Source organism: Flavobacterium sp. SH_e (assembly GCF_025717045.1).
Taxonomy (GTDB): domain Bacteria; phylum Bacteroidota; class Bacteroidia; order Flavobacteriales; family Flavobacteriaceae; genus Flavobacterium.
In genome coordinates, this window is the sequence record NZ_JAOVZN010000011.1 from 15,318 (window position 1) to 29,499 (window position 14,182).

Sequence of the window (14,182 nt, forward strand, 5' to 3'; positions counted from 1 at the left end):
ATTTATTGGATGTGGTGTTTTTTATTCATAAAATGAAAAGAAAAAACAGGTGTGCTATGTTGCAGAGTAAAAAAAATCCTAAACAATGATATGTCATTGTTTAGGAATTGAGAAATAGTTGATGAGGTTAGAATGTTTTGTAAAAGTGAGAGATTAAAATAAAATTATTTTAATCTAGTAAAGAGATTCACAAGAGGAATATCAATTTTAACTCCAAGACTAAATACAGCTGCATCAAATGTTTTGTTGTTTACCAAATATTCCGTTTTTTGTCCTTCTATCGTTGTTGTAATTGTAGATGATTTTAAGGGTAAGAACTTAACGCTGAAAAAAGCAACAAATGGAGTTTTTCTAAAGCTATACATTCCACTTATAGATGGACTGAATACTTCCGAAAAATGAACATCTTTCGGATATTCTACTGTTGATGAAACTAAATAATGATTTACAATATTTCCCAAATCAACAACATCAATCGTAAATCCAAAATTATCGGGGTTAGGTCCTCTTTCGGACCATGTAAATGCAAAGCCTATAGGAGCCGTTATTCCTGCTGTAAATTGTTTTTCTAGCGAAGAAGTATTTCCATTTGGATAAATTTGAGAAAGTTGAGCGCCAACATATCCGTTCAAATCAATAGAATGTCTTACTCTTCTTTTTAATTTGTAAGATGTTGGAGGTAAGGCATGTGAGTCTATTACATTGGCTAAGTCTTGTTCGTTTTTAGCAGATAAGATATCACTAAAGAAAGAAGTAAGTTTTAATAATTGGTCTTGATATTTTTTTCTCGCTTCTTCTATGTCACTATTTGCAGTTTTGATTTGTTGATCAATATTTTGTGAGGATTTTGAAAAATCAGATAATTTTTTCTGATCGAAGTTCTTACCATCATAAAAACTTAATATTTTTAAAAATGCTATTTTTGAAGTTTTGTCCAGATTTAGATATGTAGAAAATTCAGTCAGATGTTGTTCAAAATTAGAATCGATTTTTTTTATGATGTTATAATTATAGTCATGATTTAGACCTTTTACGAAACCAATGAAAGGTTGAATTTTTAAGTAGTCTTTAATTGTAAATTTCTTAGATGGATTATCCAAAGGAATAATTTCTAAGTTATTTTGAGAGACATTAAAAATTATTTTATTTGTTGCATCTTTGCTAATGAGAAATAGAGTGTCTTTTTTTAATCCAATTTGCATATTTTGGATATAAAAATCCTTACTAACATAATTGTTTTTGTAAATTGAAATTTTTTCAATTATGCTAGTTAGTTTTTTAATTCCTGTGGAATAATTTTTATTCTGCATATGGTCATATAAATCAACGCAGTCTTTTATTATTGTGATGTCAAATTTATTCGTTTGATTGTTTAAATTTGTTTTGCTAAAGGAAGGATATTTAGTATTATAGTCTAAATTGTCAATAATTTGCGAAGTTATCTGCCATACATTATAAAAATTGTAACTGGAAATATCATTTTTATTCTCTAAGGCTTTCTGATAATCTTTATTTACCTTATCAAATTGACTTAATGATATTAATAAATTGCCCAACCATTTTGATAAATTTTCTTTTTGAGTAATTATATATTCTCTTTGAAAAAAAACAGTATCCTCATCAAATTTTGAACCATATTTAATTTTTATTAACTGATTTAAAGTAACCCATTGGTTTTGACTTAGAGCATTAATTTCTTCATAAGAAATCAATCTAAAATTTTTTTCATCAATACTGAAAAATTCATTAGTTAAAATGTAAAGTAAAGATATAGATCTATTTAATGACTTTTGAATTTCATTGTTTTTCTCAAAATCTCCAATAATATTATTATAGTCAAATTCGGGATTAGTATATAAATATCGAATGATATCTCTGTAGTTATACTTTTCTGAAACCAATCTATTTAATTCATAACTAAAATTTACACAACTTGCAAAAATCATAGCTTTTTCTTGGCTATTATTAAATATTAAATTTTTGACCCAGGTAGAAGAAGCTAAATTTTTTGGCATTTTAATGAAATCTGAAGAGATTGCATATCTCCACGCAATACTAAAATTGGGTGTTTTAAAATCTTCAAGACTTTCAATGAGTTTTATTGTTTCAGGAAAAGCTTCAAAAATTAATGGATTATTCATGTTTTCTCTTAATTGATCCATAAACCAAATAACAGCTTCCTGTTGTGCTCTTTTTGCTAGAAATATAGCCATAGCATTTATAAGATCAGATTCACTTGGTAAATTGAATGAGTTTGTTGCCGCTCTTTGTTCTGCAGATTGAATAATTGAGTTTATTTCTATTTGAGTTGGGTAATATTTAATTTCTTCTGATTCGTTATTTTTAGTATTGTCACTACTATTCCTACCGGTAGAAGAAAAATGATGTTCTACATATTGATCAGTAAAATCTTTAACTTTTTGGGAGTATGTTTCTTTAGTGATAGAATCTTCTTTTATTAATGCGTTAATAGAATCTTTTAAAAGTGTTTCAAGTTTTGCCCTTTCAATTGAATCTGCGTGAATCGTAAGCATTTCTTTGTCGTTTTCAGATAATTTAATATAGTTATTTATGTTTTCTTTTAAATCATTAATCAAATTATTAAGGGGGAGTATTTTTTTTTCTATCTCATTATGTTTCTTTTGGTATGTATTATAGTCTTTTTGAAGCTTTTCATTGTAACTACTGAAATTTCCTGAGTATAGATCAGTTGATACCGCCAATTCCAAAGTTTGTCTTTTTACATCTCTTTTGTGAAGAAATGCTCCAACAAAATCCATGTTTTTTTCTTCTTTTCCAAGTTTTAGATAATTTTGCAACGTAGCATTTGCTTTTTCAATACCTATAGATTCTATAATTGAATTATAAACTTGATTTGCTTGGGGTTGTTCTAAATCAGCAGTGATATATTTACTTAAATAGTACAGATTATATAATGACATTTTTTTTTCTTCTCCTTGAGAAAAAACTTTGGGTGAAAATAGTACTCCAAAAAATAAAGCAAGAATTGTAATAGCGAAAAAACGTTTAATTTTCATAATGCAAATTTTAAATTGAAACAAAAATTTCTTTAACAAATCATTTATGAACTTGGAGCAAATGCTTTCTAATATTTCTATACAATTTTAGTAATAAATAGATTATAAAAAAATAGGTATTTATACTGTTTTTGTTTAAATTATTGAAAATGTGTAAATTGAAAGGTAAAAGAGATTTTTACGCATGTTAAATTAGTCTTGCTTTATCTATTTGTAAAACAAGTAGATATGCTTGTTTTTTTGTACTTTTATACAAAATACATCTTCCTCAATCTGCCAAAGTAAAAACGGTTTCTTAGTTCAACGAGCTTTTCACGGATTTTTAATAAATACAAATAATTATTGTGATGAAACATTACTATTTACTACTTGCAGTTATTTTTGTTTTTGGCTGTAAAAATAAAGACGCAGAAACAGAATCGATAAAAGTTACTTCTCCAAAAGGCTGTTATACGCCAAAGACAACAGATAAAGATTGGTATGCGCTAAATCAAAAAGCGCCGAAATTTAAAGGCCTTGACGGAATCGATTTTAAAATTACAACCAATAGCAAAGAAGCAGAGCAATATTTTAATCAAGGAATGATGTTGGCTTATGGTTTTAATCATGCCGAGGCTGCAAGATCATTTTTTGAAGCTTCTCGTTTAGATCCTAAGTGTGCTATGGCATATTGGGGATTTGCTTATGTTCTTGGACCAAACTACAATGCTGGAATGGAAGAAGACAATTTCCAACGGTCTTATGATGCGGTTCAAAAAGCTAAAAGTCTTTCTGCAAATAGTTCTCCAAAAGAAAAAGCGCTAATTGATGCTTTAACTACAAGATACGCTTCGAAACCACCTGCTGATCGAAAACCTTTGGATATTGCCTATGCTGCAGCTATGAAAAAGGTTTATACGCAATTTTCCTCTGATCCTGATATTGGAGCGCTTTATGCCGAATCTTTAATGAATCTCCATCCTTGGGATTTGTACGATAAAAACACGGGAGCAATAAAAGAGTGGACTCCAGAAATTGTAAAGGTTTTAGAAGATTTAATGGTAAAAAATCCAAAACATCCTGGAGCGCATCATTTTTATATTCATGCAGTAGAATCTTCAGCCACTCCAGAAAAAGCAATGAAAAGTGCCAAGTTATTAGAGAGTTTGGTTCCAGGTGCTGGACATTTACTTCATATGCCATCTCATATCTATATTAGAACGGGTGATTATCATGAGGGATCGCTTTCAAATATTGAAGCAGCAAGGGTGGACAGTCTTTATACTACGACTTGCCATGCGCAGGGCGCTTATCCTTTGGCATATTATCCGCATAATTATCATTTTTTAACCGCAACTGCAGCTTTAGAAGGAAATTCTAAATTGGCTTGGAATACCGCAAAAGTACTTCAAGAACATACTTCAGTCGAAATTATGCGTCAGCCTGGCTGGGGAACATTACAGCATTATTACACTATTCCGTATTACATTGCAGTAAAATTTGCAATGTGGGATACTATTATTTCACTTCCTAAACCAGATAAAGATCTTATTTATCCTCAGCTTGTTTGGCATTATGCACGTGGTATGGCTTATCTCGGAAAAAATAATTTGACCGAAGCGCAAAATGAACTTTCTGCTCTCAATAAGCTTTCAAAAGATAGCTCTCTAAAAGATATTACGGTTTGGAATATTAATAAAATAACAGATCTTGCCGACATTGCTTCTAAAGTACTTGCGGGAAATATTGCTTTCAAACAGAATGACCTGCCTAAATCAGTTTCTTTATTGACTGAGGCTGTAACGCTCGAAGATCGTCTCAATTACAATGAACCGCCAGACTGGTTTTTTTCAATTAGACATTATCTAGGAGCAGTATTGCTTAAAGCGGGAAAATATGACGAAGCCGAAAAAATCTACAGAAGAGATCTGCAAATCTGGCCTAAAAATGGCTGGGCGCTTGTCGGACTTTATAATTCTTTAATTCAGCAGAAAAAAGGAAAAGAAGCTTTACAAACAAAAAATGCATTTGATGAATCTTGGAAATATGCCGATTTTAAAATTGTTTCATCTTCAGCTCTTAACTGATAAAAAATTAGGCATTTGAACTGATTAAAGCGAATTTTAACAGTTAATAACGTTATTTTCAGATATTTATCATATCTTTAACGTTGAAATGTGGGAATTGTATAATGTTTGTATATAATTTTGCAGCATTAAAATAATATCACACCCTAAATCGTTTTTATTAACTATTAACTAATTGCCTTATATGAGAATATTTTTTGTGGCGCTGTTTTTTTCTTTATGCTCCTTTACAAACCTACATGTAATGGATGAAGAAGATATATTAAGTGAAATCGAAATTGCAAGACTTGCAGAACATGTAAGTGAAATAAAAGCATATACTGCGACAAATCATAAGTACAGCAGTAAAATTGCTTTTTTAGTAGACATGAAAATCAAATCTGGTAAAAATCGTTTTTTTGTTTACGACCTTGAACACGATCAAATCTTAGACCAAGGTTTGGTGGCACATGGTTCAGGATCTGAGACAGGTATAAAAGGAGATATTTTACAATTTAGCAATACTCCAAATTCAAATTGTACTTCTCTTGGAAGATATTCTGTGGAGAAACCTTATAAAGGAGTTTTCGGAAAAGCTTTTAAACTAGCTGGTTTGGACGAAAGTAATAACAATGCTATGAAACGTGCCATTGTTTTGCATTCTTACAAAGAAGTTCCTTATGATGAACAAGGTTACTACATTATCAATAGTCATGGCTGTCCAATGGTAAATGACTTATTTTTTAAGAGACTTGAAAAATTTATCGAAGGTTCAAATTCTAAAATTTTGTTGTCTGTTTACTACTAAATCAGATATGCAATCTTTATTTAGAGTAAAGAACATTTTAAATAATAAAGAAAGAGAACCTTAGGGTTCTTTTTTTTGTGCCAATTTTTAGAAAGACGAAAAAAACTTTAAATGATCTAAGATTGAAAATTATCTGTATATTTGCGCATCAAATCAAGAAAATGAAAAATTTAATAAACATCGCTTTTATTATTATCATTATTATCATTCGATAGTAGTGCAGGGATGTTATATAAATAAGTAAGATATACAATTTAAAAACCTCCCCTAATAAGGGAGGTTTTTTTGTTTACATCAGTCATGAAACAAGCAATTCAGAACAATATTATTATTTCTATTATCATTATTCGTATCACATGACGAGTTAGGAATATATTGTCTATACATAAAGCCTTTCTCAGTCAAATGAGAAAGGCTTTTTTTATCCTTAAAAAGAAGTTCAAATAAAAATCACACAATGAAAAACGAATTTACACTTACTATTTATTCAGAAGATCAATTGAAATTAATCAATAAACTCGCTGCTATGTTTTTAAGAAAACAAATCAAGATTTTGAGTCTTAATATTTCTGATTGTGAAATTGATAAAATGTACAGACATACCATTGTTGTAAATGAAGCGTTGCCTGATGTGATTAATTTAACTGCTCAGATAGAGAAAATAATCGAGGTTTATAAATGTTACTATCATTTGAATGAAGAAACTGTTTTCAGACAGATGGCATTATTTAAAATTCCGACAGAAATATTTATGACAGATATAAGATTTGAAATTTTACTTCGAGAAAAGGATCTTAAAATCTCTGAAGTTCACAGAGAGTACACAATAATCCAAGCAATTGGCACAGAGGACGAGATAGCTTTTTTGACTGAAAAATTATGTTCTCTTGGACTCATTGAATTTGTAAAAAGTTCGAGGATTTCGTTAATAAAATCAAATAAATGCTTTGATGCGGACAGCTTAGAAATGAATGCAAAAAACAATTCACTTGCTTTATAGTTCTTTTTCTCTCTCAAAGGTTTTGTTTTTCTGCTATATTTCTTATTTTTAATAGTCTAAGTTGCTAAAATAAAAGAATATGATTTTAGATACTAAACGCTTACTGTTTTTTTTACTGTTAATGATGCTTCTGTTTGTAAAACCACTTCAAGCAGAAGCACAGCTTTTGGGAACTAAAGCCACAACAGAAGAACCTGAAAAAACACCTGATGATTCTCTTGGAAGAAGAACGCCTCAAGGTACAGTCAACGGATTTATCAAGGCAATTGGCGACCAGAATTATCTGCGTGCTAGTCAGTATTTTGTTTTAAGTAAGCGTTCTTATCGCAAAACAGCAGAAAGAATACGTATTGCCAAAACTTTCCAGCAGCTGTTAGATCAAGGCGGGAGTTTTTCGCCATCTTCTATTATTAGCAATAAAGAGCTTGGACGTATAGATGATGATCTTACAACTGGAGTAGATCTTGTTGGAAGTATATCTACAAACAAAAATAATATACAGCTTTATGTAGAAAATCAATCAGATGACAGTGAGCCTGCATTATGGCTTTTTTCTTCAGAAACTATCGATGCAATTAATGCTGCTGATGTTAGCGGAGAAAAGACTTTTTTAGACAGAATACTGCCAAAAGTATTAATAGAACGAAAACTTGGAAATGTGCCAATAGGGCATTGGGGAGTTGTTGTAATTATGGCTGTTGTAGCTTATCTGCTTTCAAGATTGTTAATTTATATAATTATTTTTCTCATTCATAAAATATGGAAACAAGCCGATTCTGAAAAAGGAGAAGCAATTATAGACGCCTTTACATTACCAATCCAGATGTATCTTACGGTGATTTTATTTGTTATAACGACACAGCGTATGGGAATTTCGATAGTCGTGCGTCAGCGTTTCAGTATTATTATAATCACTATTGGAATTTTAGCTTTTCTGATTCTTCTCTGGAGATTAACTGATTTCGTAAGTATGTTTACCCGAAGCAGAATGAATAGACGTGGGCGTATATCTGCAGTTTCTGTGGTGTTGTTTTTAAGCCGTACTACAAAAGCGGCTATTGTTGTTATAGGAATTATTGTAATGCTTGGAATTATAGGTGTCGATGTAACAGCTGGACTTGCAGCACTTGGAATTGGAGGTATCGCATTGGCGTTGGGAGCACAAAAAACAATTGAAAATTTTGTGGGAAGTGTTAGTCTTATTGCAGATCAGCCGTTACGTGTTGGAGATTATTGTCGTGTTGATGATATTAAAGGTACAGTAGAATCAATCGGGATGCGTTCGACTACATTGCGTACTTCTGCACGAACCATTGTTACAATTCCAAATGGTCAGTTATCGGCTAGTAAAATAGAGAATTTTGCACATCGTGACCGTTTTATATTCAATCCGATTTTTGGTTTTAGAATGGAAACAACTCCCGATCAGATGCGTTATTTGCTTGTGGAACTAAGATCTTTACTGTATGCACATCCAGCAGTTTTAAATTCGCCGCCAATAGTCCGTTTTACAGGTATCACAGCAGATGCTTTAAAAGTTGAAATCACCGCTTATATTGAGGCTATCAATTTTGAAACATCACAAGAGGTGCAAGAAGATCTTTTATTGAGGATGATGGATATTATCGAAAAAAGCGGCACTTCTCTAGCATATCCATCACAGACACTTTATATGGCAAAAGATATTCCTGTTTCGAATGAGAAAGCCGATGAGGTTACCAAAACGGTTAAGAAATGGAAAAAGAATAACGAACTGCAACTTCCTAAATTCGATCCAAAAAGAGTAGAGGAATTAAAAGGCAGTATTAAATATCCTGATGATGGAAGTTTTCAAATAAAAGAAGAAGAATAAACCAAAAACAGGCTGTAAATCCAATAAATTAGGATAAACTTAACTTGCTTTAGGGCTAATAAAGGAACGACAAATTGTAAATTAGTAGTGTTTAAATTAAAAGTTTATTTTATGAAAGCAGTACGTTTTTTTGGACACAAAGATGTCCGTGTTGTCAATGATCTAGAAAAGCCTGTTCCTAAAGGCGATGAGGTTTTATTAAAGATTGGTGGAGCAGGTGTTTGCCATTCTGATTTGCATATTATTGATGAAGGAACAGTTGGTGGAACCGTTTTTACTTTAGGGCACGAAAATGCTGGTTGGATAGAGGAAATAGGTGAGAATGTAGAAGGTTACAAAAAAGGAGATGCCGTTTTGGTTTATGGTCCGTGGGGATGCGGGCATTGTAAGCCTTGTCAGCAGTCAAAGGAAAATTATTGTGACCATCAATCTGAAATGGCTTATGGTGGCGGTTTAGGCCTTGATGGTGGTATGGCTGATTATATGTTAGTGCCATCTTCTCGACTTTTAGTGCCAATATTTGACCTTGATCCAGTTATTGCAGCGCCTTTATCAGATGCGGCACTTACGCCTTATTCAGCAATAAAACGCTCTTTGCCAAAGCTAATGCCAGACGAATATGTAGTTGTAATTGGTGTTGGAGGTTTAGGTCACGTTGCATTGCAGATTCTAAGAGAAATTAGCGGAGCAGCTATTATTGCTTGTGATGTTACAGAAGATAAATTGGCTTTTGCAAAAGAATTAGGTGCACAATATACCGTCAATTCTAAAGACGCTGATGCGGCAGAACAGATTCATAAAATAACCGGAATCAAGAAAGCAAAAGTAGTTCTTGATTTTGTTGGAGCAACTTCTACAATAGATTTAGGTACAAAAGTAGTAAGTCTAGATGGTGACTTAACGATTATTGGTCTTGGCGGCGGACACTATCAGTATAGCATGAATGGTTTGCCATTTGGAGTAAGTATGACAAATCCGTATTGGGGATCAAGAACTGAATTAATGGAAGTTGTTGGATTAGCAAGACAAAAGAAAATTCATATTGAAATTGAAAAGCATAAACTTGATGATGCTAATGAAGTATATGAAAAAATGCGACAAGGCAAAATTAAAGGTAGAGCAGTTTTAGTGCCTTAAATATAAATTTCTAGATATATAGAACCAAAAAATCCGTCACACTCTGACGGATTTTTTGGTCTTCTTTTATAAGTTTTTATCTTTCAAAATCTGAGGATATTTAATGCTGGTATGCACAATCATTTCGCCAAATAAGGTATTTGCCCATGCAAACCATTTTCGGGTAAATTTGGTTACATCGTCTTTATGAAACGATTCATGTATAAATCCAGTATCTGCATTGGTTTTAATTAAAGTACTTATACAAGATTTAATTTCTTTTTCATCAATACTTGTAATAGCTCTTAAAACAATACTCATAGGCCAAATCGTATCTACACCGGTATGCGGTCCACCAACACCTTCACCAGCTGAACCTTTATAGAAAAACGGATTATTTTCTGAAAGTACTACTTTGCGAGTATTTAGATATAAAGAATCATCAGGAGATATTGCTCCTAGATACGGTAATGATAAAAGGGAAGGAACATTGGCATCATCCATCATATGGAAGCTTCCATATCCGTTTACTTCAAAAGCTATTATTTTTCCAAATTTAGGATGATTTATAATTCCATATTCGTCTAAACCTTTCTGAACTTGCGTTTGAAGTTCTTTAGCTTCAGCTGCTAAATCATTGTCTTTTAAAGCAGGACTTGAAAACATTTCCACCAAATATCCTAATATTTCAATTGCAAACATATTGCTCGGAATTAGATATCCAAACAAAGTAGAATCGTCGCTTGGTCTAAAAGTCGAAACAATCAAACCACATGGTTTTACTGGATATCCGTAACCGTTTAAAGGAACTCCGTCTGTTGCCCAAGCTGTTTGTCGCATAAAACTATATGGTCCGCCTTTTCCATCCATTCTCTGCTGTTCTTTGAAAGTTTTCAGAATCAGTTTCATGGCATTTTTCCATTGCTGGTCAAACATGCTGATATCGCCAGTTTCTTTCCAGTAGCCATGCGCCAATCGAACAGGATAACATAAACTGTCTATTTCCCATTTTCTTTCATGAATTCCCGGTTTCATATCGGTTATATCATTTTTCCATTCGCTTTCTTTATTGAAATCTTTATAAAATGCATTCGCATAAGGATCAAGTAAAATACATTTTGTCTGACGGTTTATTACGCCTTTTACCAATTCGGCAAGTTTAGCATCTTCTTTTACAAACGGAATATAAGGCCAGATTTGCGCTGTACTATCGCGAAGCCACATTGCATCAATATCTCCAGTAATGACATAAGTATCAGGCTTTCCATCTATAATTTCAAATTCTACAGTTGTATCTAGCGTATTCGGAAAACAGTTTTCAAAAAGCCAAGCCAATTCTGGATTTGCAATCTGTTTCTTGATTTTTACAATAGCACCTTCAATAGCTTTACTGGTAAATTTTCTTTCTGCAAGCGGAGGTCTTTTGGTTATAAAATCTTTCAAAGGAAATTCAAAACGATTAGAATTAAATCCAAAAGCATCAGTTTGAACCGTCAATAATCCTGCTGAAAAAATACTGGCATTTTTTATAAATTTTCTACGAGACTGCATATGTTTTTTTAGTTTTAAATAGAATGAGAATAGTTAGATCTGTATAGCATTATAAATAAACGACTTTTTTTTATTATTCTATTGAAATTTAGACCAATGACGTTTGTGATGCCTTAAATAGCGGAAAGAATCATTAAAAGCTGATTAATCAAGAAATGAAAAATATGTCTATTCTTTTGATTGATTCGTCCATCTTGAATAATAACAATGTGAGTAATTTTATTTTCGGTTTAAAAGCCAATTGAATTTCAATAGGTTTTAATAAAATTGAAGGTGATTAATTAGTAAATTTTTGTTAGTTTTTATTAGTTAGGGAGATTAATGAGAGATTTAATCTCCCTTTTTTTATTCAATTATTAAAGGAGATAATTTATTAAATACATGATTATATGAAAAGAGTGAATCTTAAAATTAAAAAAGCTGTATCATTATTTGTGCTACTGTTTTTTTGCGCTTTAAATGGGTATTCCAGGAATGATGAAAAGACTAAAAGTGCCTTTGCAGTAATAGAACGATTAATTGGGAGTCGTGCCAATGAATTTGAATTGAATATTGTTAAGGATAAAAATCAAGATAAAGATTGGTTTGAAGTTGAAGCAACAAAAAATCTTGTAAAAATTAAAGCTTCAAATAATACAGCACTTTGTTATGCTGCATATAATTTTTTGAGAGATATTGGTGCAGTTTTAATTAGTTGGGAAGGAAACAGAATCAATTTGCCTAAATCTTGGCCAACATATTCGAAAAAACAAAATACACCATTTGAATATAGAGAATATTTAAACGCCTGCACTTTTGGCTACACAACTCCTTGGTGGGATTGGAAACGTTGGGAACAAGAAATCGATTGGATGGCAATGCACGGAATCAATCTTCCAACTGCAATGGAAGGTCAGGAAGCGGCGTGGCAGGAATTGTGGAAAGAATATGGTTTAACAAATAGTCAATTAGAAGCGCATTTTGCTGGACCAGCCTTTTTGCCTTGGCAGAGAATGGGAAATATCAATAGTTTAGAAGGTCCTCTGCCACAAGAATGGTTCGTTAAAAAAGAAGAGCTTCAGAAGAAAATATTGGAGAGAATGAGAGCCTTGGATATGCATCCTGTAGTTCCTGCTTTTAGCGGATATGTTCCTAAGGCTTTCGCCGAAAAACATCCAGAAGCTAAAATCACAGAACTAAAGTCTTGGTCTGGTGGCGGTTTTGAAAGTACTTTTCTATTAGATTCTAAAGATCCTCTGTTTAAAAAAATCGGAAAACGCTTCATTGAAATTTATATTAAAAAGTATGGAAAGTCTAATTTCTATTTGGCTGATTCTTTTAACGAAATTGAACCTCCCGTTTCTGAAGCCAATAAATATGAAGAACTTTCTAATTATGGAAGCGCAGTTTATGAAACTATAAATGAAGCAGCTCCAGGTGCAACTTGGGTTATGCAAGGATGGCTTTTTGGAGACAATAAGGAATTCTGGACCAAAGAAGCTACAAGTGCATTTTTAAGTAAAGTTCCAAATGATAAAGTGATGGTTCAGGATTATGCCAATGACAGATATAAAGTATGGGATAATCAGGAAGCTTTTTATGGAAAACAGTGGACTTACGGTTATGTACATAATTATGGAGGATCGAATCCTGTGTATGGGGATTTGAATTTCTATAAAAATGAATTGACAAGTTTATTGAAGAATCCGCATAGAGGTAATATTGTAGGTTATGGAGCAATGCCAGAAGGCTTGAATAATAATTCAATTGTATATGAATACATTTATGATCTTCCTTGGACTAAAGGAGAGCAGCCTATAAACGATTGGTTAACAAAATATCTGAATGCAAGATATGGGCAAACAACTTCTAAATCTGTTTTTCAGGCTTGGGAATTATTATTAGAATCTGTTTATAATGTCAAGTATTGGGAAACGCGTTGGTGGAATGATAGAGCTGGAGCGTATTTACTGTTTAAAAGACCAACAGCAAGCATTACAGAATTTAAAGGAAATCCTGGAGATAAGAAGAAACTAAAAGAAGCTTTGGATATTTTAACCAATGAAGCTAAGAAATACGATAAAAAGAATTTCATTCAATACGATTTAATAGATGCTACAAGACATTATTATTCATTATGTATAGATGAAGATTTAATGGAATGTGTAAAAGCCTATCAACAGAAAGACATTGCTAAAGGTGACGATTTATTTAAAAAGATTGAGAAACAAGTTTTGAATATCGATACTATTATGTCTGGACAGCCTCTGAATAGTTTAGATCAATGGGTAAAATCGGCTTCAGATTATGGAAGTTCTCCAGAGGTTTCTTCATTATATGTAAAGAATGCCAAAACTTTAATTACGCTTTGGGGCGGAGAAGGTCATCTTAACGATTATGCTTCGAGATCATGGAAAGGAATGTATAAAGGATTTTATTGGCCAAGATGGAAAATGTTTTTAGAAGCTTTAAAAAAATCAGTAGTAAATAATGTTCCTTTTGATGAAAATAAAGAAAGAGAATCAATTAAAAATTGGGAAATTAATTGGACAAAAAGCAAATAAAAAAGTACTCAATTAATAATTACTACGTATATAGATAAAATTTAACTAAATATTAAAATCATAACCTTAAAATAATTAAAAAATATGAAATGAAATTTTACGAAATCGATTAATTAATAAGTTTTTAACTATAGAAATTTAGAAAAATAATCTCGCGAAGCCTTGCTATCACTGACTTTAAAGAAATTATCCATGTTTATGAATAACTTGTCCATTTGTTAACATTTCT

At 31.9% G+C, this 14,182-nt stretch carries 8 protein-coding genes; 6 read left to right on the plus strand and 2 right to left on the minus strand.

What is annotated here, in order from left to right; all coding sequences use genetic code 11:
* Positions 1-164 precede the first annotated feature (164 nt).
* The gene (locus OD917_RS21485) at positions 165-3,038 is read right to left on the minus strand and encodes a hypothetical protein (protein WP_263525431.1); all 2,874 of its coding nucleotides are present in this window, start codon (positions 3,036-3,038) and stop codon (positions 165-167) included.
* Between the two features lie 347 nt (positions 3,039-3,385).
* Here OD917_RS21485 and OD917_RS21490 point away from each other — a divergent pair, with 347 nt between their 5' ends.
* The 5 genes from OD917_RS21490 to OD917_RS21510 all read left to right on the plus strand — a co-directional run bounded on the left by OD917_RS21490 (position 3,386) and on the right by OD917_RS21510 (position 9,880).
* Positions 3,386-5,104 (plus strand): tetratricopeptide repeat protein, encoded by a 1,719-nt coding sequence (locus OD917_RS21490; protein WP_263525432.1) that lies wholly within the window; start codon positions 3,386-3,388, stop codon positions 5,102-5,104.
* A gap of 244 nt (positions 5,105-5,348) precedes the next feature.
* Entirely contained in the window at positions 5,349-5,891 is a 543-nt protein-coding gene (locus tag OD917_RS21495; RefSeq protein WP_263525433.1) for a murein L,D-transpeptidase catalytic domain family protein, read from the plus strand.
* 457 nt (positions 5,892-6,348) lie between these two features.
* On the plus strand, positions 6,349-6,891 hold the full coding sequence (locus OD917_RS21500) for an acetolactate synthase small subunit (RefSeq protein WP_263525434.1): 543 nt from the start codon (positions 6,349-6,351) through the stop codon (positions 6,889-6,891).
* A 79-nt stretch (positions 6,892-6,970) separates the two neighbouring features.
* Positions 6,971-8,743, plus strand: coding sequence for a mechanosensitive ion channel family protein (locus tag OD917_RS21505; protein ID WP_263525435.1), 1,773 nt, complete (start codon positions 6,971-6,973; stop codon positions 8,741-8,743).
* A 111-nt stretch (positions 8,744-8,854) separates the two neighbouring features.
* A complete protein-coding gene (locus tag OD917_RS21510) occupies positions 8,855-9,880 on the plus strand; it encodes an NAD(P)-dependent alcohol dehydrogenase (RefSeq protein WP_263525436.1) in 1,026 nt (341 codons plus the stop codon).
* Between the two features lie 66 nt (positions 9,881-9,946).
* Here the strand turns inward: OD917_RS21510 and OD917_RS21515 are convergent, their stop codons facing one another.
* Positions 9,947-11,410 (minus strand): glycoside hydrolase family 125 protein, encoded by a 1,464-nt coding sequence (locus OD917_RS21515; RefSeq protein WP_263525437.1) that lies wholly within the window; start codon positions 11,408-11,410, stop codon positions 9,947-9,949.
* Positions 11,411-11,799: 389 nt separating this feature from the next.
* Between OD917_RS21515 and OD917_RS21520 the strand changes: the two genes are divergently transcribed.
* Positions 11,800-13,953, plus strand: a complete 2,154-nt coding sequence (locus OD917_RS21520; protein WP_263525438.1) for an alpha-N-acetylglucosaminidase — start codon at positions 11,800-11,802, stop codon at positions 13,951-13,953.
* Positions 13,954-14,182 lie beyond the last annotated feature (229 nt).

Bases quoted from the DNA above. Each gene is read 5' to 3' on its own strand.
- OD917_RS21515 (WP_263525437.1), bottom strand. From the start codon at position 11,410: ATGCAGTCTCGTAGAAAATTTATAAAAAATGCCAGTATTTTTTCAGCA.
- OD917_RS21495 (WP_263525433.1), top strand. From the start codon at position 5,349: ATGGATGAAGAAGATATATTAAGTGAAATCGAAATTGCAAGACTTGCA.
- OD917_RS21520 (WP_263525438.1), top strand. From the start codon at position 11,800: ATGAAAAGAGTGAATCTTAAAATTAAAAAAGCTGTATCATTATTTGTG.
- OD917_RS21505 (WP_263525435.1), top strand. From the start codon at position 6,971: ATGATTTTAGATACTAAACGCTTACTGTTTTTTTTACTGTTAATGATG.
- OD917_RS21500 (WP_263525434.1), top strand. From the start codon at position 6,349: ATGAAAAACGAATTTACACTTACTATTTATTCAGAAGATCAATTGAAA.
- OD917_RS21510 (WP_263525436.1), top strand. From the start codon at position 8,855: ATGAAAGCAGTACGTTTTTTTGGACACAAAGATGTCCGTGTTGTCAAT.
- OD917_RS21485 (WP_263525431.1), bottom strand. From the start codon at position 3,038: ATGAAAATTAAACGTTTTTTCGCTATTACAATTCTTGCTTTATTTTTT.
- OD917_RS21490 (WP_263525432.1), top strand. From the start codon at position 3,386: ATGAAACATTACTATTTACTACTTGCAGTTATTTTTGTTTTTGGCTGT.